The organism is Acidaminobacter sp. (genome assembly GCF_030247605.1).
Classification (GTDB): Bacteria; Bacillota; Clostridia; order Peptostreptococcales; family Acidaminobacteraceae; genus Acidaminobacter.
This window is the reverse complement of sequence record NZ_JAOTSB010000044.1, coordinates 1-20,723: the sequence shown is the minus strand read 5'-3', so window position 1 is coordinate 20,723 and position 20,723 is coordinate 1. Positions and strand designations below refer to the sequence as shown.

The 20,723-nt window shown below is 45.6% G+C and carries 25 protein-coding genes, 1 tRNA gene and 1 rRNA gene; 26 read left to right on the top strand and 1 reads right to left on the bottom strand.

Annotation, left to right across the window (positions count from 1 at the left end; genetic code table 11):
- Positions 1 to 173: 173 nt before the first annotated feature.
- The 24 genes from OEL90_RS14245 (at position 174) to OEL90_RS14130 (ending at position 18,423) form a co-directional block, all read left to right on the top strand.
- Positions 174 to 485 carry a hypothetical protein gene (locus OEL90_RS14245; protein ID WP_300689658.1) on the top strand — a complete coding sequence of 104 codons (312 nt, stop codon included), beginning with the start codon at positions 174 to 176 and terminating at the stop codon, positions 483 to 485.
- A gap of 15 nt (positions 486 to 500) precedes the next feature.
- On the top strand, positions 501 to 974 hold the full coding sequence (locus OEL90_RS14240) for a hypothetical protein (protein WP_300689655.1): 474 nt from the start codon (positions 501 to 503) through the stop codon (positions 972 to 974).
- 5 nt (positions 975 to 979) lie between these two features.
- Complete coding sequence (locus OEL90_RS14235; protein ID WP_300689652.1) at positions 980 to 1,633, top strand: HNH endonuclease; 654 nt, start codon at positions 980 to 982, stop codon at positions 1,631 to 1,633.
- Between the two features lie 123 nt (positions 1,634 to 1,756).
- Positions 1,757 to 2,080, top strand: coding sequence for a hypothetical protein (locus OEL90_RS14230; protein ID WP_300689650.1), 324 nt, complete (start codon positions 1,757 to 1,759; stop codon positions 2,078 to 2,080).
- Positions 2,073 to 3,758, top strand: a complete 1,686-nt coding sequence (locus tag OEL90_RS14225; protein ID WP_300689647.1) for a terminase large subunit — start codon at positions 2,073 to 2,075, stop codon at positions 3,756 to 3,758. The genes OEL90_RS14230 and OEL90_RS14225 overlap by 8 nt, the downstream gene beginning before the upstream one ends.
- A gap of 11 nt (positions 3,759 to 3,769) precedes the next feature.
- On the top strand, positions 3,770 to 5,020 hold the full coding sequence (locus OEL90_RS14220; protein WP_300689645.1) for a phage portal protein: 1,251 nt from the start codon (positions 3,770 to 3,772) through the stop codon (positions 5,018 to 5,020).
- Positions 5,010 to 5,675 (top strand): HK97 family phage prohead protease, encoded by a 666-nt coding sequence (locus OEL90_RS14215; RefSeq protein ID WP_300689643.1) that lies wholly within the window; start codon positions 5,010 to 5,012, stop codon positions 5,673 to 5,675. Before OEL90_RS14220 ends, OEL90_RS14215 begins: the two co-directional genes overlap by 11 nt.
- Before the next feature lie 19 nt (positions 5,676 to 5,694).
- Positions 5,695 to 6,915, top strand: coding sequence for a phage major capsid protein (locus tag OEL90_RS14210; protein WP_300689640.1), 1,221 nt, complete (start codon positions 5,695 to 5,697; stop codon positions 6,913 to 6,915).
- 12 nt (positions 6,916 to 6,927) lie between these two features.
- A complete protein-coding gene (locus OEL90_RS14205) occupies positions 6,928 to 7,545 on the top strand; it encodes a hypothetical protein (RefSeq protein ID WP_300689637.1) in 618 nt (205 codons plus the stop codon).
- A 14-nt stretch (positions 7,546 to 7,559) separates the two neighbouring features.
- Complete coding sequence (locus OEL90_RS14200) at positions 7,560 to 7,835, top strand: hypothetical protein (RefSeq protein ID WP_300689634.1); 276 nt, start codon at positions 7,560 to 7,562, stop codon at positions 7,833 to 7,835.
- 139 nt (positions 7,836 to 7,974) lie between these two features.
- Complete coding sequence (locus OEL90_RS14195; protein WP_300689632.1) at positions 7,975 to 8,220, top strand: hypothetical protein; 246 nt, start codon at positions 7,975 to 7,977, stop codon at positions 8,218 to 8,220.
- Positions 8,217 to 8,594: a hypothetical protein gene (locus tag OEL90_RS14190; RefSeq protein WP_300689629.1), complete on the top strand. Its 378-nt coding sequence runs from the start codon at positions 8,217 to 8,219 to the stop codon at positions 8,592 to 8,594. The genes OEL90_RS14195 and OEL90_RS14190 overlap by 4 nt, the downstream gene beginning before the upstream one ends.
- Positions 8,594 to 8,989, top strand: a complete 396-nt coding sequence (locus OEL90_RS14185) for a hypothetical protein (RefSeq protein ID WP_300689628.1) — start codon at positions 8,594 to 8,596, stop codon at positions 8,987 to 8,989. Before OEL90_RS14190 ends, OEL90_RS14185 begins: the two co-directional genes overlap by 1 nt.
- A gap of 3 nt (positions 8,990 to 8,992) precedes the next feature.
- Positions 8,993 to 9,814 carry a major tail protein gene (locus tag OEL90_RS14180; protein ID WP_300689626.1) on the top strand — a complete coding sequence of 274 codons (822 nt, stop codon included), beginning with the start codon at positions 8,993 to 8,995 and terminating at the stop codon, positions 9,812 to 9,814.
- A gap of 10 nt (positions 9,815 to 9,824) precedes the next feature.
- Positions 9,825 to 10,205: a hypothetical protein gene (locus OEL90_RS14175; RefSeq protein ID WP_300689623.1), complete on the top strand. Its 381-nt coding sequence runs from the start codon at positions 9,825 to 9,827 to the stop codon at positions 10,203 to 10,205.
- On the top strand, positions 10,148 to 10,408 hold the full coding sequence (locus tag OEL90_RS14170; RefSeq protein WP_300689620.1) for a hypothetical protein: 261 nt from the start codon (positions 10,148 to 10,150) through the stop codon (positions 10,406 to 10,408). Before OEL90_RS14175 ends, OEL90_RS14170 begins: the two co-directional genes overlap by 58 nt.
- A 15-nt stretch (positions 10,409 to 10,423) precedes the next feature.
- Positions 10,424 to 12,265 (top strand): hypothetical protein, encoded by a 1,842-nt coding sequence (locus tag OEL90_RS14165; RefSeq protein WP_300689617.1) that lies wholly within the window; start codon positions 10,424 to 10,426, stop codon positions 12,263 to 12,265.
- Positions 12,262 to 12,597, top strand: coding sequence for a hypothetical protein (locus tag OEL90_RS14160; RefSeq protein WP_300689614.1), 336 nt, complete (start codon positions 12,262 to 12,264; stop codon positions 12,595 to 12,597). The genes OEL90_RS14165 and OEL90_RS14160 overlap by 4 nt, the downstream gene beginning before the upstream one ends.
- On the top strand, positions 12,597 to 13,982 hold the full coding sequence (locus OEL90_RS14155) for a hypothetical protein (protein WP_300689612.1): 1,386 nt from the start codon (positions 12,597 to 12,599) through the stop codon (positions 13,980 to 13,982). The genes OEL90_RS14160 and OEL90_RS14155 overlap by 1 nt, the downstream gene beginning before the upstream one ends.
- A 16-nt stretch (positions 13,983 to 13,998) precedes the next feature.
- A complete protein-coding gene (locus OEL90_RS14150) occupies positions 13,999 to 15,525 on the top strand; it encodes a discoidin domain-containing protein (protein ID WP_300689609.1) in 1,527 nt (508 codons plus the stop codon).
- Between the two features lie 11 nt (positions 15,526 to 15,536).
- Positions 15,537 to 16,946 (top strand): hypothetical protein, encoded by a 1,410-nt coding sequence (locus OEL90_RS14145; RefSeq protein ID WP_300689606.1) that lies wholly within the window; start codon positions 15,537 to 15,539, stop codon positions 16,944 to 16,946.
- 12 nt (positions 16,947 to 16,958) lie between these two features.
- Positions 16,959 to 17,375 (top strand): hypothetical protein, encoded by a 417-nt coding sequence (locus OEL90_RS14140; RefSeq protein WP_300689603.1) that lies wholly within the window; start codon positions 16,959 to 16,961, stop codon positions 17,373 to 17,375.
- A gap of 4 nt (positions 17,376 to 17,379) precedes the next feature.
- Positions 17,380 to 18,099 (top strand): N-acetylmuramoyl-L-alanine amidase family protein, encoded by a 720-nt coding sequence (locus OEL90_RS14135; RefSeq protein WP_300689601.1) that lies wholly within the window; start codon positions 17,380 to 17,382, stop codon positions 18,097 to 18,099.
- Positions 18,100 to 18,423 (top strand): hypothetical protein, encoded by a 324-nt coding sequence (locus OEL90_RS14130; protein WP_300689598.1) that lies wholly within the window; start codon positions 18,100 to 18,102, stop codon positions 18,421 to 18,423.
- A 171-nt stretch (positions 18,424 to 18,594) separates the two neighbouring features.
- Here OEL90_RS14130 and OEL90_RS14125 read toward each other — a convergent pair whose 3' ends face one another.
- Positions 18,595 to 19,563 (bottom strand): Abi family protein, encoded by a 969-nt coding sequence (locus tag OEL90_RS14125; protein ID WP_300689595.1) that lies wholly within the window; start codon positions 19,561 to 19,563, stop codon positions 18,595 to 18,597.
- A 661-nt stretch (positions 19,564 to 20,224) separates the two neighbouring features.
- On the opposite strand from OEL90_RS14125, the gene OEL90_RS14120 reads away from it, so the two are divergent.
- Positions 20,225 to 20,301, top strand: a tRNA-Pro gene (locus tag OEL90_RS14120).
- Positions 20,302 to 20,528: 227 nt separating this feature from the next.
- A 16S ribosomal RNA gene (locus tag OEL90_RS14115) occupies positions 20,529 to 20,723 on the top strand; the annotation flags it as partial.

The window sequence follows — 20,723 nt, the reverse complement described above, 5'->3', positions numbered from 1 at the left end:
CTTTCACCCATTGGGTGAAAGAATGGTTTTGGCTTAACGATTATAAATACTTGCTTAAAGGGTTATATGAGTAGATTGCACGTAGAATCTAGGTGATACTTAGGCCGGTGCAACTCGAAATGCGATAGCTAATCGATCACCGGCCTCGCCCTTTGGGCGAAAGGGGTGAAAAGTTGATCGTACATACTGACGGTGAATTTGAGATCCTGGTACACACAAACAGCCTGGTAGTCATCAATCGAGCTGGCGAATATGAAAACCATACTCATATGCAGAAAAAGAAAAAGAACGGCGCGTTTGATATCAGTAAATGCTTACAAGTCATTGACTATGTAAAGCATTGCAAGATGCCACACAAAATACCGATCTGCAAAGCGTGTGCTCGTCTGACGCTTGATGATAGATATAGGCTGGCGCTTGAGCAGAAGATTGACCGGCAAAAAGAACATAAGTACATCAACATCAATAAGGGTGTGGTCAGATAAAGGCAGGTGATAGTTATGGCAAGGAGTAAATGGCCAACGATTGAAAAGAATTTATTCCTGATCGAGATGTGGTGCAAGGAAGGCATGCTTGAAAAAGACATTGCCAAACAACTCGGCGTGTCTGTATCGACCTTTGAAGAGCATAAGAAAAACCATCCAGAACTCCGCGACGCTCTAAAAAAGGGAAAAGAGATCGTTGATTATGAAGTTGAGAACAGTCTTTATAAAAAGTGTGTGGGTCATTACGTCAAAGAAGGCAAGGCGTTTAAGTGTAAAGAAATCTATTACGACGAGAATGGCAACAGGTGCGAACGTGAGACAGTGCAAGTTGTTGAGCTTGATACATTTATTCCGCCTGACACGCTGGCTATGGCTATGTGGCTCAACAATCGCAGATCTGATAAGTGGCGCAGGAATGCGAACAAAGAGAAGCTTGATGACGAGAAGCTCAAGATGGAGAAGGAAATCAATGCGAAAAAGTATTGGTGATGAGTATGGATAAACTACATGCTTTCTATTGCAGTAAGGCATGGCGTGATCTTGCCATGAGGCTGAAGATCGAACGCGGCGGCAAGTGTGAACGTACTGGCGAAATGTTTGATGATATGTCGCAGCTCATAGGACACCATAAGGTTGAGCTGACTGAGGACAATGTCAGTGATCCTAAAATCGCGCTTAATCCAGACAACATTGAGATCATTAGTTTTAAAGAGCACAACAAAGAGCACAGGCGCTTTGGTCACAAGCAGAATGTTTACATCGTGTATGGATCTCCACTATCCGGAAAGAATACCATGGTCAAAGACATGATGCAGTACGGAGATATAATCATGGACATGGATGCACTGTGGCAAGCGCTGTCATTCCAGGGCGAGTACATCAAGCCAAACAATCTTAGGTTCAATATCTTTAAGATGCGTGATGAGCTGCTGAGTCAGATCAAGATGAGATATGGCGAGTGGTATGATGCGTACATTATTGGCGGTTATCCAGACAAGTATGAGCGCGAGCGGCTTGCTCAGAGTCTTGGCGCAGAGCTTATCTACTGCGAGGCGACGAAGGCAGAGTGCATAGAGCGCCTTGAAGCGAGTGGTAAATCTAAGGCGTGGCTTGATTACATCGATGATTGGTGGGAGAGATACACATAGCCCCCCGTCTTCGGTGTTTTTTATTGCGGTTGACATACTGAGAGTGGGCCTCTGCGTGATACACATCAAGATTTTGACTTTTCATTTTTAAATATTTCAGATCAAAAAAGAGCAGGTGAGAGAATGAATACTTCCGAGTTATCAATCGAAATTGCGAGGCTGAAAGCTGAATTTCCCGGTGCAGACGATTACAAGCTGCGCGCCCTGGATGCGCTGATCGAACAGGCAGCCTACGAACGAATCTATCTGAGGCGGCTTAATGAGCAAGCTTTGGTATCTGGCCTGGTCAAATTTCATCCGGATAATCCGGCTATTCAGCAGACTTTACCTGTTTCGGGCGAGATTTCAAAGCATTCTGCGGCCCTCACAAACATCATGGACAAGCTGATGAAACATCTGGCGGTTGAAATGGATGATGAAGATGAAGGACTCGAAGATTATGAATAGTTACCTTGTCGAGTACTACGACAAGTGTAAATCCGGTGAAATCATAGTTGGCCGCGAATTGATGGCGATGCTCAACATCTTAATCGCTGATCTCGAAGATCCGAACTACAAATTCGATGTGACAGAAGCCCACAAGCGGATCAAGTTCATCGAGCACGAGTGCAAACACAGCATCAGCCCATTTGCGGGCAAACCTTTTCTGCTTGAACTTTGGGAGAAGGCATACCTTGAAACGCTTTACGGCTTTTATCTTTACAGAGAAGGCCAGTGGTTCAGGCGCTTCACCAGGAGTTTACTCATGGTAGGCAGGAAGAACGGAAAGACCTCGCTTTGTGCAGCTGATGGAAACGCAGAATTTTTCTGCGGCAATGTTGGTACCAACGTTCTCTGTGCATCAAATGACTACGAACAGGCCGGAATCATCTTCGACGAAATCAACAACATGCGCGAGGAAAGTCCAAAGCTTATGAAGGTCAGCCGTAAGAATATCAAAGGCATCTTCATGGGGAACCCGAAACAGAAGAATAAAAAAGGCAAATACAGCTACCAAAATAAAGCCAAGATCAAGAAGCTTTCAGCGAAGACCGGCGCCAAAGAAGGCAAGAACATCGACAAGGCCATCATCGATGAGACACACGAGATGAAAGATAACAGCCTGGTCATGCCGATCTGGCAGTCGATGTCTACAAAGCCGGAACCAATGCTCAATGAAATCACCACAGAGGGGTTCACTGAAGACGGCTACCTGGACGGACTTCTGAAGGATGCGCGCCAGGTGCTTAAAGGCGAAATCAAAAGACCGCGCTGGCTCGTGTGGCTCTACACCCAGGACAACGAGGAAGAGATCTGGCAGGACAAAACAACATGGTTTAAGAGCAATCCAAACCTTGGTGTATCAAAGCAGTGGTCATTCCTAGAAGAGCTCGTTGAGGAATCCAAAACCAACAGCGCCACCAGGGCGTTCATGCTGGCCAAGGACTTTAATATTAAACAGTCAAACGCACAGGCATGGCTGCAGCTTGGCGACATAGTGAATATCGATACCTTCGACTTAAAAGAATTTGTCGGGGGTTTTTATATTTCCGGCAATGACTTCGCGGAGACGACAGACCTTTGCTCATCGACGATCTTGCTCAAGAAACCGAATGATCGCAAGACCTATTTGCATACGCGTTACTGGATCCCAGAAAGCAAATTAGACAATGCGCCGGATGATGTTGATTATCGCCAGTGGGCCAAAGAAGGTTGGCTGACAATCGTCGAAGGAAACGCGGTCAACACGTCGCTTGTCGCTGATTGGCACTTTGAATTACTTGAGGAATACGATCTCAAGCCGTACAAATCCGGCTTTGACAATAGATACGCCAAAGACTTTCAGTCCAGGTACATCGAGATCTTTGGCGAGAAGATCACCATCAACATTCCGCAGGAAGCCAAGGTACTGAACAATCCAATGCGGACGCTCGAGGCGGACATGAGGGACAAAAACGCAAACTACCAAAACAATCCGGTCTGCGTGTGGTGCTTTAAAAATACCGGCATCAAGCTCGACAACATGGGCCGTATTGCTCCACACAAGATGCAAACAACAAAGCGTATTGACGGTACAGCCTCAAAGGTCATCGCTTATGCAACGCTCGAATGGTTTAGATCTGAGTTTATGAGCCTTATAAGTTAGGGGGTGTCAATTTGGGGCTGTTTAATTATCTGATATCAATATTTCCACCACTGAAAAGAGCGGCTTATAGGTCGTGGTATTCAAATTCAAGACCGATTCTCTCGGATTTTGGGAGCAATATTTACCTCAGCGACTTTGTAAATAACGCGATTGACCGTGTGGCAAGCGAGGTTTCAAAGATTGATGTTAAAAGCGTCGTGCAAAACGGCAACGCCATCCGTGTTGAAAACGACGATATTACCAGGCTGTTTAGATTCAAGCCGAATCCGCTTCAGACCACTAGCGATTTTATCTCAAGTGTCGAGTGGCTGAGACGAAAGAACGGAAATGCTTTTATTTATCCTCAGTTTGAAAATGTTATGACAGCGGATGGCCGAACCTTTAGGCGCTATGTCGCGCTTTATCCGCTCAACCCAAATGCGGTCTATATTGGCACTATCAACGGTGAGCCGTGGGAGATCAAGTTTGATTTTATTGATGGATCAAGCTATACGTTGCCTTATGCAGATCTCATTCATCTTCGGTGGCGGCGCGGCACGAACCTAACAGCTGGCGGCGGTGATGACAGCGGACAAATCAATAACTATGACATTACCAGGACAATCAATGCCCTGGATAAAGTCATTCAAGGGCTACCAAAGAGCATCGAGGCGAGTTTGCAAATCAAAGGTGTGTACGCTGCCAAGACTCTTGCGGATCAGAACAAGCTGACCAAGATGATCACGGACTTTGAAAGCCATATCCATTCAACATCGTCCGGCATCGTGGCAACGGATCTAGCTGGTGAGTTTACGCCGGTCAATGTATCTCCGGCAAACGTGCCGGAAACGGCGCTCAACTTCTTAAAGTCAATCATCCGGGAGCGATACGGAATATCAGCCGCGATCATCTCAGGTGACTACACCGGCGACCAACACAGCGCATTTTATCAGACGGTTATAGAAGATTTCATAGTTCAGTTTGAGCAAGCGGCCACGGCGTGTCTTTTCAGCGGACGTGAACAGGATGTAGGACACCGGATTAAATGCTATTACAGCAAGGTCAACTACATGGCCACAAAGGACAAGTTAGAACTTGCAAACCTCGCAAAAGAGACCGGCATCATGAATCTCAATGAGATCAATGAAATGTTTGGTCTACAGCCGTTCGAGGACGGTGACAGGCGCTTACAGAGCCTTAACTATGTCAGCTTAAAAGTCATTGACGAATACCAAAAGAGCAAGTCGGGCGCAAGCGCAGGAGGTGCAGAAGGTGAAAAATAATAAAGAACTGCCAAACAAAGCAGACCAGCAGTATTCGCGATACAGCGAAGTACTTGAGTTAAGAGCGGTTGAACCGACAGAAAACACTGGATACACCATTGAAGGTTACGCCATTGTTTATGATCAAATGACAAGTATAGGCGGCTGGTTCAATGAGGTTGTAAGACGTGGTGCGCTTGATGGTGCCGATTTGACCGACGTGCCGTTATTTGTACATCATCAGAAAGAGAAGATCCCACTTGCTAGGAGCAGACGCAACAACGGTAAGTCTACCATGACACTCACCCCAGACCATATAGGTCTTTACTTCAAGGCTGAACTTGACGTTGAAAATAATTCAGAATCTAAAGCGTTATATTCCGCAGTTTCCCGCGGTGATGTATCCGGGGTGTCGTTTGCATTCAGGATCAAAGAAGAAAAGTGGCTCAACATGGATAAGCCGGTACCAACCAGGGAAATCTTGAAATTTGAAAAGATTGCAGAAATATCAGCGCTATGGAGTCCTGCTTACAAGGGGACTAGCATAGAAGCTCGGGACGGGGAGCTGGACAGCTCCGACAAACTCGCACTGGATAGTGCAAGGTCCGCGCTGGACAGCGATAAGAACGAGCTGGAAGTACTCAGGTTAAGAGCAGAGATATTATCAAAAATTTGAAAAAGGATAGGTGAAAATTATGTATAAAAAACTTAAAAAAATGCTTGAGCAAAGAACAGCTAAGAAAGTCGAACTCGAAAAAAGATCCAAAGAGACAGACAACATTGAAGAACTCAGAGGCATCAACACCACCCTCGAAGAGCTAAATGCTGAGATCGCAGAAATAAGATCCGCGCTTGACGAGATTGAAAAAGAACAGGGCAATAAAGAGCCTGAGCAGTCCGAGAGAACTGCAGTTGTCAACGGCGATATTCCTGGCGTTGTTTCTGCAAGCATGAAGAATGAAAAAAGATCTTTAGCCTCTGATGACATGGAATACAGAAAAGCTTTCCAACAGTTTGTCACTCGCGGTGTAGCTATACCGGCAGAACTCAGACAAGACGAAAGCACGCTGACAACTGACATTGGAAGCGCCATCCCAACGCACGTTGTTGATAGAATCGTAGAAAAACTAGAATCTACCGGCATGATTCTGCCGCTGATCACAAAGACAGCATTTGCAACCGGCGTTGCGATCCCAACTTCGTCCGTAAAACCTGTAGCTACTTGGGTGCTCGAAGGTGGATCTTCAGACAGACAGAAGAAAACGACCGGAACCATCACATTCTCCAAATTCAAACTTCGTTGCGAAATTTCAATGTCTGTTGAAGCCAGCACAATGTCAATTGCGGCGTTTGAAGCGGCGTTTGAGCGTCAGGTTGTTGAGGCTATGGTCAAAACTCTTGAAGGTACAATTGTTTCAACTGCAAACGGCGCAACCTCTCCAAAAGGCATCCTTGCAGAAACACCTGCGGCTGGTCAAGCGCTTCAAGCGTCCACTCTTTCATACAAACTGCTTGTTGATGCAGAAGCAGCTCTTCCACAAGCTTATGAAGCGGGCGCTGTCTGGTGCATGACGAAGAAGACCTTCATGGGCTTTATTGGCATGGAAGACGCAGAAGGGCAACCGATTGCACGTGTAAACTATGGCCTTGGCGGCGTACCAGAAAGAACGCTGCTTGGAAGACCTGTCCAACTCTGTGGGGATTACATGGACAGCTTTGCAACTACACTCGAAGCTGGAAAGATCTTCGCTTTCATTTTCAAATTTGCGGATTACACCCTAAACACAGTCTATGATCTTGGTGTCCAGCGCAAACAGGACTGGGACACTGAAGATATGTTGACGAAGGCTGTAATGGGCGTTGACGGTAAAGTCGTCGACAAAAATTCACTCGTAACGATTGCTAAGAAAGCATAAGGGGGTCTGACCATGTTGTCTGCATATAAGCACGATTATGGACAGATAATCTCGACTGAAGCTGAAGGAGTGAGCGTTGATCGCTCATTCCTCGCTCACATTAATATCCCCGCAGCTAAGGCTGTTGCGGCTGATGCGGATGGTATTCTTGACGGTACAGCAGCGCCATCCGGAGAAGAAGATCCGCTTGTTGTCACTGAATTTCTGGCTCAACCTACATGGCCAAAAAACATCACGGTTACGCTGGCAGCGACTACAGCAGGCGACGTGGCGGCGGCCAGCGTGGTTGTTGCTGGTAAAAACTTTGCAGGCGAAGCGATTACCGAGGAGTTTGCGTTCTCCGCAGATACACCGGCAACAAAAACAGGCAATAAAGCATTCGCAGTTGTTGACAACGTGACCATTCCAGTACAAGACGGTGATTCTGTAACCGTTGACGTTGGTTGGGGTGTGAAGTTTGGTATTCCTTACAAGCTTTATGCTGACGAACTTGTCATTCTGAAACTATTCAACAAAGCAGCTGACGCGGCAACGATTGTCAACAGTGCTACAGCCGTTGAAAGCAACACTGCCACAATGGCCGGAACGCCGGATGGGCTTAAAGACATTGATCTTTACGTAATCGTTTAAGGGGGTAACGGAGTATGGCGCTGATTGATGACGTAAAACGCGGACTCGGGGTGTTCTACTCCGAAACAGCCAAAGATGCAGAAGTCCAGCAAAAGATTGACGCGGCAAAACTCTATTTTAAAGGCGCGGGGTGGGACGTTGGTCTCACCCCTGACGCCCTGGCGACTGATGCTATCATCCTTTACTGCAAAATGGCACAGTCTACAGATCCGGCGCAGCTCACCAATCACCCGGTATTAGTATCGCTCATCGCGCAAAATAGGACGGTGGTAGTTGATGCTGAAGTTTAATCCGACAACCCCACTCAAATTTTATGCTATGACAACGACTTATATACCTGGGCAAGGTAACACCACAGCGTGGAGCCTCGTGCAAAGCGGTTACAGCGTGTTTTACTCTGAGTGGACAGGAACATTCGGAGATCGTGCAATGTCGGCTCAGGCGCTTGGTGTGAATGACTCAGCGAGCATCAGAATGACGTATAACCCTGAGGTTTACAACAAATTGAGGACAACAAGAGTCGTTGTGATCAAAAACGCAGATGCAACAGCTATAGTCGCCGGAGTGCCAGACAAGAATAATCCAAACGTTTACGAACTCTGGGGCGGCGTAGACAACGTCAAAGAAGCTAATCAATTCCTTGAGTTTAAAGTTAGGAGGTATGAGGGCTTGTGATAAAAAACCTAGTACAGACTACCCTCGACACCGCGCTTTATTCTCTTGGGGTCTACGTTCACGATCAGCGTAAAAGCGGACCTGATGCTGACATGTATGTCGTTTATTCGCTCTCTGGTGACGCGGAAGAATTCCACGCTGATAATAAGGTGTTGGTCAAAGCGGCAAATCCTACGGTTAGATTTTATTACAGGTCTGAAAAGCTCGACAACTACGCTTCAAGACAAACCATCCAAGCTAGAGAAAATCTGATTGAATCCGCTATGAAAGCAGCTGGATTTACTCTTCCGTTCGGGCGATTTGACGCCGGAGACGTTGATGGTATTGGATACATGGTCACGGTATTCGAGTTTGAATATTGGCGGGTGGTCTAGTGGCTGTAGCGGGTAGATTTATTCAGACAAGCGAACTTGAGGACGCCATTGCAGAGCTTATGGAAGAATACGGCGACGATGTTTATAGGTTGACTGAGGAAGGACTAGACGTGGCAGAGTCAATCTTGATTAAAAACCTAAAGGCTGCCAGTCCTGGAAGCTCTCCGCACAAAGTTAACTTCGCTAAGAACTGGAAAAGCAAAGGCAAAAAATATAAAATGCTCCGCTATGTTGGTAACTCAACGATGGTACAAGGACCAGACGGAGAAATACCACTTGCAAACATCCTTGAGTATTCAACCAACCACGGCAGTCCATTTATTAAAAATACTTTTGAATCATCTGTTGACGAAATGGCGGCGGCGGTCGTCAATCAAATCAAAAAAGGGGTGTAATTAATGCCAGAAAATAAGGTTAAATTTGGTCTTGAAAATGTATATTATGCTGTCGCCACAAACACCGGAGCGGCAATCACTTACGGAACGCCAAAGCCAATCATTGGAGCGGTGAATCTCACGCTGAATCCATCCGGCGAAAGCGTCAAGTTTTATGCTGACAATAAGGTGTTTTTTGAAGAAGAGACCAATGAAGGTTACGAAGGCAGCTTAGAAATGGCGCTTGTTTCGGATCAATTCAAGGTTGATGTCTTTGGTTATACCATCGACTCGAACGGTGCGATCATTGAGAACGCTGACGCAGTGGCCAAGAAATTCGCCTTGATGTATGAAATTGACGGTGATCTCAAGAAAGCCAGACGCGTCAATTATTATTTGGGCGCATCAAGACCAAGCGTCGAAGGATCCACTAAAACAGCAAGCAAAGAACCTAAGACCGAATCTATGAATATTACTGCAAGGCCATCGCCTTACACGAAAGACGTAAAAGCCAAGCTTTATGCTGGCCAAACCGGTTATGATACGTTCTTCACGGCTGTCTATGAGAAAAATGGCGTTGTGAATACTGCGGCAGCAACCGCAACCTTTAGCAAGGCAGCTCCTGCCGATGTGACGATTAACACAACTTCATCCGACGCAACGAACGCAGCTAAAAACGTCATGATTGATGGCGTGAATATTGGCGGTGTCAACCTCACTGTAACCGGCGTTGATGTAACTATCGCGAGCGCGTTTGTGGCAGCTCTTGATAACGGAACTTACACGCTGACAGTTGAGTTTGTCAAAGGCAATGCGGTAACTGTAGCCCTCACTGTAGCGGCTTAGGAGTGATTTCATGGAACTCAATTTAACGATTGATGGGCGGCAGGTGCCATTTAAAAGCACCGCCGCTTTTATCTTGCGCTACAAAGCACAGTTTGGGCGGGACGCCATTAGGGACCTTTCGAAACTGCAAAAAATGGTCAAGGAAAAGGATAAGGACAAGGAAAAGAAAAAGGACGAGAATGACGAAGATGAACTTGATCTCGATGCGCTCGATCTTCAAATGTTTTACGAAATGGTCTGGGTCATGGCCAAGGCCGCTGATCCGACGATTCCGCCACCACTTGATTGGCTCGACACATTCAGCGAATTCCCACTGCTTGAGAACCTAGAAACTTGGATGGAAATGATGACGAAATCATTCACGACAACGAAATCTATAAAAAAAAAATAAGTAGTGACGAACAAACCCCTTTTGAAATGACCACGGAAACTTTAATCCTGATGGCGATCAAAAGGGGTTTGCTATTATCTGACTTTGAACTAATGACCGTCGGCATGATCACTGATTTTCTGATCGAGTGCGTCAATGACCAGGAAGATGCCGATGAAGACGCAGCCAGGGAAGCGACTCAGTTTGACATTGACCAATTTTGAAGGTAGGTGAAAATAATGTCAACTAAAATAAAAGGCTTAACCATTGAAATCGGTGGTTCGACCGTTCAGCTCCAAAAATCCATGTCTGAAGTCAATAAAAAATCAAAGGATCTTCAGTCTGAACTTGCCAGTGTCAACCGGCTTTTAAAACTTGATCCAAAGAATACAGACCTCATAGCTCAGAAACAAAAGATTTTAGCCGATGCGGTTTCTGCAACCTCTGATAAACTCGGCCAGCTAAAAGAAGCTGAGCGCCAAGTCATTGAGCAGTTTCAACGTGGAGAGGTTGCTGAGGAAGCGGTCAGGGAATTACAAAGGACAATTGTCAGAACTGAACAAGACCTAAACAGATTGACCGAAGCATCAGAACAAATGAATCACACGATGTCACAAAATTTTAAAGACGCAGGAAAGAAATTGCAGGACTTTGGCGGGAAAGCCATTGGTGTCGGCAAGAATATGACGGCTGCTGTTACGCTTCCGATTGTGGCAGCTGGCGCGGCATCATTTAAGATGGCAGCTGATTTACAAGATGCGTTCGGAGCGACTGATCAGATCTTTAAAACATCAGCGGATGAGGTTAAAAACTGGGCGGACAACTTAGACAGCTATTATGGCATTGCTGAGGGTGAAGCGCTTACCTATGCCAATACTATGGGATCTATGCTTCAAAATATTGGCGGTTTGAGTGAGGCGGAAGCGGCTAAGCAAGCTGAGACATTAGTTCAGCTATCCGGGGATTTAGCAGCTATGTTTGGCGGATCCACAGAAAGCGCAGTGCAAGCACTGACGGGCGCTTTAAAAGGCAATGCATCCATGCTGGACAATTACGGCATGGGTGTCAATGAAGCAACCATCAAATCAAAAGCTCTGGAAATGGGCCTCATTAAAAAAAAAGAAGAACTGAGTTTAGCCGCAAAGCAGGCAGCAACTTTAGCGTTAATCATGGAACAAACCGCAGATGCTCAAGGCCAAGCAGGAAGGGAAGCTGGCGGGGCGTCCGGAAGCATGCGGGGTTTAGTTACTGAACTCAAGAATATCAGCACCGAAATTGGCGAGATCCTGCTGCCGGTAATCACGCCGCTCATTGCAAAGCTGAAAGAAATCATTGAACGGTTTGGGAATATGTCGCCAGAAATGCAAAGGACCATCGTTATTGTTGCTGGAATAGCCGCCGCTATAGGACCGCTCATAGTGCTCTTAGGATCGTTGGCATGGGGGTTAGGCGCGATTATTGGTATCTTGCCAATCCTTGGTGGCGGGCTTGCTTTTCTGGCGGGTCCGGTTGGCATTGTCATTGCCATCATTGCTGCTTTAATCGCCATCGGCGTGGCGCTTTATAAGAACTGGGACACCATCAAGGCGGCAGCTGTGGCGATGTATGAAAGTATCAAAGAAAGTTTCAATAAAACGAAAGATGCAATTGTCACTCCAATCACCAATGCGATAGATACTCTTAAGAAGATCAATCTATTTGAGATTGGAAAAAACATCATCAGCGGACTGATAGACGGTGTAAAAGCTATGATTGCGAAAGTTAAAGAGACCATCGGCAACATAGCTGAAACGATCACAGGAGGTATAAAAAAAGCGCTTAAAATAGAGTCTCCTTCGAGAGTTATGGAGGGGCTTGGTGAGTACACGGGTGAAGGATTGATCAAAGGCCTAGAAAGCACCAAGCGCGCTTTGTCATCTGTCTCTAATAGTATGGGAAGCGTCGCAACTGCCGGGGCCGGTGCCGGGTCCATGATGCACTCTGGCACGATCCGCGTTGAAGGGATCAATGACAAGAACCAATTAGTTGGCGTCGCTGATATTGTTATGGAGCAGCTGAGAAGGGAGGCGCGCAGGAGATGACGGGATTATTTGATGGATCGACCTTAATCACCAGATACCTGCGCGTCGTCCGGCAGGTGACGCCTCGTAAGATCGTGAACACGCTGCTGGATGGGTCGGAGCATGTTCAGATCATCGGCACAGAGGTCACGCGGCTGGCGATTGAACTTGCGGTGGATTTGATGGGGCGGGAGATGATCGACGCGCTGGACGCTTCTGGCGGGCTTGTGACGGTGGAGGATGAAGAAGGTAACGAGTACTCCGGGAGGATCCTTGAGAAGGGCGACTGGTCGAAGATGCGACGCGGGTACTATCAGACGACCCTGACGCTGAGCATCGAGGCGGTGGTCTGATGCGCGTGATACCATCGGAGCTGCTTGAGCGGGTGAAAAAGAAATGGCAGGTGCCAGCTGAGAATGCCGAACCTGCCATGAAGGTTTATCTAAGCCGGGGATTTATCAATGAGCTGTTCCAGGTGTTTACGATCCAGGAGGGCGCGGAGCTGACGGATGTGGATGTGACGGTGAAGCGCACGGATACATCGGCTGAACCGGCGGAGGCGTATGCGCTGGCGATTAATGACGGGGTGGCTCATGTGATGTCGAAGCCGCTGCCGTATGATGATCAGATCCCGTGGGTGGATAGAATGACGGTGGCTCTGAGTGCGACTGCGGTGGCGATTGAGTTTGACGGGTATTGGGACCGGGATTATGCGACGCGGCGGTTTAACTTTGTGACGGAGGAATACCCGTGGTTGTTCTACGTCCAGGGTGGGACGCTTTATGCAAAGTACTGGGAAGATGCAGAGATCACACTGGCGACGGATGTGGCGAAGGTCTGCGCGATCCGGGGATGGCTGCCGGCGAATGGGGATCAGTCGAATGACCAGGGGTTGATTGTGGCGTACATCAAGACGGATGGGCTGGTTTATTACCGGTCGTACTGTATCCAGGTGGGTGGCGGGAAGCTCTGGGAAGTGGAGCGGAATGTGGCTGAGGTTATGACTGCGGCGGCGGATCTGGCGCTGTTTAGAACCAATGACTTTAGAATTGGCTTTATGATTTCTACCGGTGGGGTTATGTACTGGCTTTTGACAGCTCGCAACTGGGCTGGCATGAGTATTTGGCCTGAAGTTTTGCAAGTCGGTGTATCAGACGTTCATATTGATTTGTTCGATCCAACATACATCGATGCACCATCACCAGATGAAATCTTGACTGTATCAGCTGCTCCGCGTTCAATGGAACTCTGCGACCTTTCAATTCCCGATCCAGAGGTCGTTGACTTTACGAGGGTGGACGGAAACACATTTAAACTCAAGTTTAACTTCCTACTTCTCAACAGAACCGGAACGGCGGCGGCTTGGCGTGACGTTATTGGAGAAAATGATTTTGCAGTGGTGTCTGCCGAACCTGGAGAAAACGACGACGAAATGGTCATCGTGACGCAAACGACATACAACGGTTCACAGGACGTTACTATAAGATATACTGGTTTGTCTAACTTGAGAACTTACGCAAACGATGAATGTAGGCGCTTTGTACCATCATTTGACCACACAGATAAAGGCGTTACTCCGTTCGCTTATGAAACAGAAGTGCTTCAAGTGTCGGCGTATCCATTGATGGGATACTACGATTTGACAGATACTAAAGGCTACACCGATGGTGACGTGCTTAATGTTTCGGTATCAGCGGTTGTTATCGTCCTTATGGATTTAAGTGGCAACCCAGTATAAAAGGGGTGAGTGAATATTGATTAATATACCTATACAAACGAGGATACACAACGAGTGGACATTTGTTGTTAAAAATGTAAAAACCGATGAAATCACCGGCGTTTACAAAGGATTTAACGTTGTGCTTGATCGATTTTTAATTAGGTTTGGTGTTCCAGATGATAAAAACGTTGCTAAAATTCTTGTCGGAGATGGCGCCGGTACGCCGTCAACTGAGGATACAGGTCTTTTCTCTGTGCTCGAAGATTATTCAGCGTCGGTGTCTATACTCGAAAACACAAAAAATACACTAAAAGTATTGTATACCGCAGTAGTACCATCCAACGAGCTTGTCGGAGAGACTTTGACTGAAGTTGGATTGTCTGGGGCCGTGACTTCATACGTTTATACACATGCTATGATTGAGGACTCAGAGGGCAATGCAATTACAATCGGTCCAAAATCAGACGATGAAGAAATAACAATATACTCAACATTTATTTTTGAAATAGACACAAAAGAATATTTGGAGTACCCAAGAGGTAATACAAGAACACTTCAAACAGAAATGCTTTTTGGTTTGGGAAATATAGATGAAATGAACAACCCAAAAATAGAAGCTGGTGTTTCAAAAAGAAAAAGAAGCGAAGCTGAATTAAATACATCAAATTCCGGTTGCGATAAATACATTACAAGACTTTCAACCACGCGCTCATCTGCGTCAGATGGACTTTACACGTTAGACGCGAAAAGATTTGGGTCATCTGATGCAAATGGTGAAATTCGCGAGATGGCCGCAGTGTGTGGGATTGCTTCAAAAGCGATGTGCAGAATAATCATAGAAAAACTTCCGACCGATTTATTTGATGGCATCCAAAAGACAGATGAAGCGGTAGGAAGCGGCAACGGTTCACTTACAGGGTTCAACCTACCTTGGTCAAATCCTCAAAATGCAGTCATCAAAGTGGACGGCGTGACAAAAACAGAAGTCACAGACTACACTTTGACGGAATTTCCAAAGAACAGAATTGTTACAGCGCATGACTTCTTTGAAGCAGAAGTCACAGGTACAATGGTTACTGGTAAAGAATACATTTTTGACGGCACAGACGGAACATCGCCATACGCTCAGATGCTCGCGGGTGAAAACTGGGTACTCGATCTCAAAGAATCCAAAAAATACGGATTTGGATCAATTGGTCTGCGGATGACATCAACTTCTTACCGCTGGACTTCTTTCGATGTGGATGTATCTGCTGATGGGTCAAGTTGGACGAAGGTCGCCACCGCAAAAGCGGCGAGCGCTACAACTTGGATTGACGTGGCGTTTGACACAGTGCCAAAGACGGCATACCGTTATATAAAAATGACCGCAAATACCGTTGTTGGTACTGGTGGCGCGAGATTTACTGAGGTAAGATTCACTGCAACACAGGATCAAATACAGTTTACGTCAGCGCCGGGGAATGCTCTGCCAATCACTGCGTCTTACAAACTTGGTTACATCCCGAAAGACAGCACCAAATTGCTTGATCTCGGACTTACACTTGCACTCACCAGATAGGCGGTGATGAAATGGAACTGATATTTGAATACAACGCCAACTTAGGCAGCGGGGTCAATCCCGCTGCCATTCATTTGCCTGATAACTCTATATATCTTTTTGCGGTAGACGAGGGCAGACTTAAAGCGCAGAAATGGACGCCGGGTCCTGGTGATGTACCCTGGGCGACGCCGGTCTTTGGTGATGCAATTATCGCCACCAGAGATAAGTCACTCAGCCTTTACCGCATGAAAAACGTCCCGCGTGTAGGCATGTTTGGTGCCTGGCATCAGGACGCTGTCATGGATGGTGAGACTGTTATTACGCCGGAGCGCCAGCGCTTCGCCATTTTGGATGCGCTCAATGATATAACCAACTATCTTGACTCTGGCGAGATCAGGATGGACCTGGACAACATCGTGGCCAGTGCCAGCTTCACATTTAAGAATCCTAATCAGCATTTATCAGGTGAGACAAGCAGCCGAATGACACCAGGCAATAAGATAGAGCTGTTCTTCACAGCAGGTGACAGCGCGGACTATCCGATGGGCGTGTTTTACTGTGACCGGATCGACATGACAGCAGCTGGGGAGACTATCACGGTGGATTGCCGCAATATAAGCGGGAAGCTGCTTAAAGATCAGACATTTGACTCAAACAACTCATATCCAATATTGCCATACTCAGATACGGTTGAGGCGCTGCTCGACAACGCTATGATAACAAACTACGATGTGCAGCCATCCGTCGGAGAGACACCTTGGAGCCTCGGTATTGAATTTCCTCCAGATATGGACATGCTCACCGGCTTCCTTGAGATGATTGGCATCTCGCTCAACTGGGTGTCCAGAGAGACACTGGATGGCCAGATCATCGCCGGATCCACAGCGACCTATCAGCCGATTATTGATCTTAACAGCAAATATACCTTTAACCGTGGATCTGATCTATTCAGCCGGGGCGTGACCAGAGATGACAATGACGTATATAGCCGAGTTTGTTATCAGTCGAAACAATCGGCCACGGAGACGACGCCTGAGACATCCATAAGAGCCTATGCAAATGTACTCCATGCGTTTGAATGGGCATATGCTCCAAATAAGACGCTCTATCTCACAGCGCCGGATGATACAGTTCTTACTGAGCTTCAGGATCTGGCTGACGCACTGGCATCCAGGATGGCATACTCAGGCATCATCGAGCAGTTTTCAGGACCATTCAGGCCGCATATCATTCCAGGGGATGAAGCTGAGATTGTCGCGGATGATGGTACGCATCTGCTTGGACTGATCACTACTGTCAATCACAGTTTTGGTGCCGGTGGATTTACGACGAGCTTCACTGTCGATTCAGCTGGTGTCATAGGTAAACCACAGCTGCGCGATCTGATTGAGAAGGTCAGCGGGAAAGGTCAAAACAGCAGTATCAAGCGATTATATTAGCGAGGTGATAACGTGCCGGATTGCGCAAGCCACAAAGCGGTTGAAGCTGAAATAAGAAATATCAAGGAGGACGTTGTAGCGCTAGAAACTGGAATGAGTAACATGAGCTTGTTCGTTTCTGGCCTAGACAAAACTCTAGCTAAGCATGACGAGCTTATAAAAAAATCATTTGAGCGTATCGAAAAAACAGAGAATCTTACTGACGCAATCAACGAGGTCACCACAGAAATCAGAATTTCAAACAAGAACCAGGAAAAAATACTGGAAGCGCTGAAAACCAGCCAGGAAGATCATGATGCCAGGTTAAAAGTGGTTGAGCAGATGCCGGCAAATGACGCACTCATGCGACAAAAGCTTGTTATTACAGTTGTGATTACATCACTCACGTCCGGCGCTGTCGGATTTGTGCTTAGCAATTTTTCGAGGTGACGATATGCCAAAAGTATTGATCGATCCTGGCCATGGACCAGGAAACGCAAACAAAGGGCCAACCGGATATTTTGAGCATATCGGTATGTGGATCCTGTCAAAGTACCTTCAGGCAGCGCTGATCCGGTGCGGCATCTCTGCAGCGCTCACTAGGACGGAGGATGCTTATCCAGGTACAACGGCAAGGGGTGCTATTGCCAAAGGATATGATTGCTTCATCAGCCAGCATTCAAATGCCGGCGCATCATCGGCCAGAGGGTGCGAGGTTTACTATTCTGCGCTCAGGCCGAACGACAAGAAATGGGCTACTGAGATTGCAATCCAGTCCGCGCAGCACATGGGTAATCCGAACCGTGGTGCGATGACAAAAGGATCTGCGGCAAGTCCTGGCCAAGATTATTATGGTGTCATTCGAGCTGCAGCAGCTGCCGGATGTCCTCATATCTTCTTGGTTGAATCTGGATTTCATTCGAATCCTCAAGATGAAGCCTGGTTAAAGTCCAGTGAAAATCTGAAGAAGCTGGCCGAAGCCCAGGCGGCGATCCTGTGCCAGATGCTTGGCGTGAAATACGTCGCTGAAGTCATCAAAACCGCTCACTGGGGTGATTCCCTGATACGTCAGATGATGGATGATAGAGTCATAACATCCTGGCATGATCCTGACGACGTTGTTACCTGGGCGGAGCTCGCTGCAGTCTGTGTAAATATGAAGGAGGCAAAATAGATGGAATTCAACGATTTTTTAAGTGTGGACTATGTGACCTCATACCTGGGATCCATTGTTGTGATCATGCTGATCACACAGTTTGTGAAAGAGTTGCCGCTGATCAGTAAGCTGCCGACAAAGTATTTAGTATTTATCATAGCTCTGTTGCACCTATTTATCTTTGTACGGCCTGAGCTGGTGCTGGAAGCTATCGCGCTCACGCTGATTAATGCGCTGCTTCTTACATTGACCGCTACAGGCGGGTATGACTTTGCGGTTAAAAAGACGATTGTGACGTTTGATGAAATAGCAAATCCTATTGAAGATCCTGAGCATGCTTGAGCCTCCTTGTGAGGCTCTTTATTTAATATGTGAATCCAGACGATCTGAATTGAACATAATAAGCAAAAACAAAAAGCAAAAAACCACCTCACAAAATGAACGAGGCGGTTTTTTATCCAGCATCCACTGGATATCTCTGTGTCTATATTATAATAACTACTTGCTTTAAAGTCAACCAAAACTATTATACTCGATAGTCTTGGTATTTTTCAATAGATAATCTAGATCACTGATATTTTTTATTCCTAAATCAGATCTGACTCTTTGAAACGCCTGATCTAGAATCTCTTTTTCGAGATTAATCAATAGAGTCTTAATCTCTGTAATAAAGAACGCATATTCGGATGAATTCATGAAGTATTTTAGCGAAATAATTAAGTCAATTATTCTTTGATCTCGATCACGTTTATAACTGCTTGGAAGCAAATTTAGATACGGCGTTGATATTCTACCGTTCAATCGGTGCATAGTATAAATCCGCTCATTATGTGCACATGAATTTCTGATCTTTCTCATCCAATGCAAACTGCCAATAAGTAGTTTGAAATGATAGAATCCTTTATTGTCTTTTATGTTATACAATTTGCAAATTGACTCTTTAACAGATTGTTTGCTTAATAAGAGAAAGTCGATAAAGGTTGAAAAATTTATAGCTTTTGCCATTATCCAAGTAGGAATAAATTTATGATGATCATTGTAGTATTTGACATAATCTTGCTCGCTTAAAGATAATTGCCTTTCGGAGTCGTCAATTAATTTTTGAATCCTTACGATATCAATCTTATCATCATATGATTTTACATCATTCCATGGTATTGGTGAAGACAAGTTTATCAAATCGAATACATAACATGTTAAAACTCTTACTTCTTCTTCTACTTTTGTTATTTTACTCAATAGTAATGACCTTAATGAATCATCAAAAACTTTCAAAGCATATATTTGTTTTAAAGTAGTACCCTTGATGTAATGATGTTTGTTGTCTATGACAACATCAACAAAAGGCTTTTTATAACCATTTATTAAATTGAAATATCCTGCGACAATAAGTATGCTTTTATCCTCCGGATCACAAACAATTCCCTTGCACTCAGATAAATATGCCACCTGTTGATCGTATGTTAAGAAGTCTTTGCTCAACAGCTCTCCTCCTTGATGTTCTTGCGTAATGTATTGTTAATATAATGATATCATATCGAATAGTGATTATCCATTTTCTGAGGCAGTGCCATTTTACATTTCAAAAATATAGCAGCGTTTTTTGAATTAAAATCGTTATATTAAAAGGAAGGCTTCTAACATTCTTCTAACGAGTCAAAAAATAAGGCTCAATAAATGGCAAAACATAACAGTGCTAAAAAGCAATAAAAGCATTGCAAACACGGAATAGACAGCATATAATAGGCCTATGTCATTTTTCAATTAGGCCGTTGTATCGAACTTGTAATCAGTAGGTTGCGGGTTCGAGTCCCATCACCGGCTCCAAAATTGAAAAATGTCAGATTCTCTATCAGGATCTGACATTTTCTCTTTATTTTTATAATGTTGTTATTAGGAAATCTTTAAGTAATTTCAAAAGCAAAAAAACAACAAAAATAACAAAATTTATCTTTAAAAAGACTTGCATTGTCTTTGCACGCGATATATAATAGCAAATGTCGTCACGTGATGACAAACCAGCAAGTTAACATTTTCAATGATTTCAGCCATTTTGATCTTTACAAATGGTCCTAAAGTATGATATATTGTTTAAGCTGACATTAAATGATTGTTAATTGTATGTTAGCAAAAAACGCAATGTCGGGGTGTAGCGCAGCTTGGTAGCGCATCTGATTTGGGATCAGAGGGTCGCGGGTTCAAATCCTGCCGCCCCGACCATTTAACAAAATTATATTCGATCCTTGAAAACTAAACAGTGTACAACCCAAAATTCTGAAATAAAAAGTCGGTTCTGCTTGGAACCGGCGAAGTGATTTCTGATTATGGAAATAACGGAAGTCAGTGTTACAACTGAGATAATGGTACAAAGGTTTTTTCGCCTCTGGCGAAAAACCGCATTTCGAACGCGAAGCGAAGCTTTGCTGCCTCGAAATGCTACCGGGATTATGATTAAGAGTTTGATCCTGGCTCAGGATGAACGCTGGCGGCGTGCCTAACACATGCAAGTCGAGCGCGATTAGTTGGACTGGAGGCTTCGGCCAAAGGGAAGATTATGAAAGCGGCGGACGGGTGAGTAACGCGTGAGCAACCTGCCCTGTACAGGGGGATAGCCACTGGAAACGGTGATTAATACCCCATAA

Bases quoted from the DNA above. Each gene is read 5' to 3' on its own strand.
- OEL90_RS14205 (WP_300689637.1), top strand. From the start codon at position 6,928: ATGTTGTCTGCATATAAGCACGATTATGGACAGATAATCTCGACTGAA.
- OEL90_RS14155 (WP_300689612.1), top strand. From the start codon at position 12,597: ATGCGCGTGATACCATCGGAGCTGCTTGAGCGGGTGAAAAAGAAATGG.
- OEL90_RS14165 (WP_300689617.1), top strand. From the start codon at position 10,424: ATGTCAACTAAAATAAAAGGCTTAACCATTGAAATCGGTGGTTCGACC.
- OEL90_RS14240 (WP_300689655.1), top strand. From the start codon at position 501: ATGGCAAGGAGTAAATGGCCAACGATTGAAAAGAATTTATTCCTGATC.
- OEL90_RS14210 (WP_300689640.1), top strand. From the start codon at position 5,695: ATGTATAAAAAACTTAAAAAAATGCTTGAGCAAAGAACAGCTAAGAAA.
- OEL90_RS14135 (WP_300689601.1), top strand. From the start codon at position 17,380: ATGCCAAAAGTATTGATCGATCCTGGCCATGGACCAGGAAACGCAAAC.
- OEL90_RS14130 (WP_300689598.1), top strand. From the start codon at position 18,100: ATGGAATTCAACGATTTTTTAAGTGTGGACTATGTGACCTCATACCTG.
- OEL90_RS14235 (WP_300689652.1), top strand. From the start codon at position 980: ATGGATAAACTACATGCTTTCTATTGCAGTAAGGCATGGCGTGATCTT.
- OEL90_RS14195 (WP_300689632.1), top strand. From the start codon at position 7,975: ATGTCGGCTCAGGCGCTTGGTGTGAATGACTCAGCGAGCATCAGAATG.
- OEL90_RS14180 (WP_300689626.1), top strand. From the start codon at position 8,993: ATGCCAGAAAATAAGGTTAAATTTGGTCTTGAAAATGTATATTATGCT.
- OEL90_RS14200 (WP_300689634.1), top strand. From the start codon at position 7,560: ATGGCGCTGATTGATGACGTAAAACGCGGACTCGGGGTGTTCTACTCC.
- OEL90_RS14230 (WP_300689650.1), top strand. From the start codon at position 1,757: ATGAATACTTCCGAGTTATCAATCGAAATTGCGAGGCTGAAAGCTGAA.
- OEL90_RS14160 (WP_300689614.1), top strand. From the start codon at position 12,262: ATGACGGGATTATTTGATGGATCGACCTTAATCACCAGATACCTGCGC.
- OEL90_RS14175 (WP_300689623.1), top strand. From the start codon at position 9,825: ATGGAACTCAATTTAACGATTGATGGGCGGCAGGTGCCATTTAAAAGC.
- OEL90_RS14145 (WP_300689606.1), top strand. From the start codon at position 15,537: ATGGAACTGATATTTGAATACAACGCCAACTTAGGCAGCGGGGTCAAT.
- OEL90_RS14225 (WP_300689647.1), top strand. From the start codon at position 2,073: ATGAATAGTTACCTTGTCGAGTACTACGACAAGTGTAAATCCGGTGAA.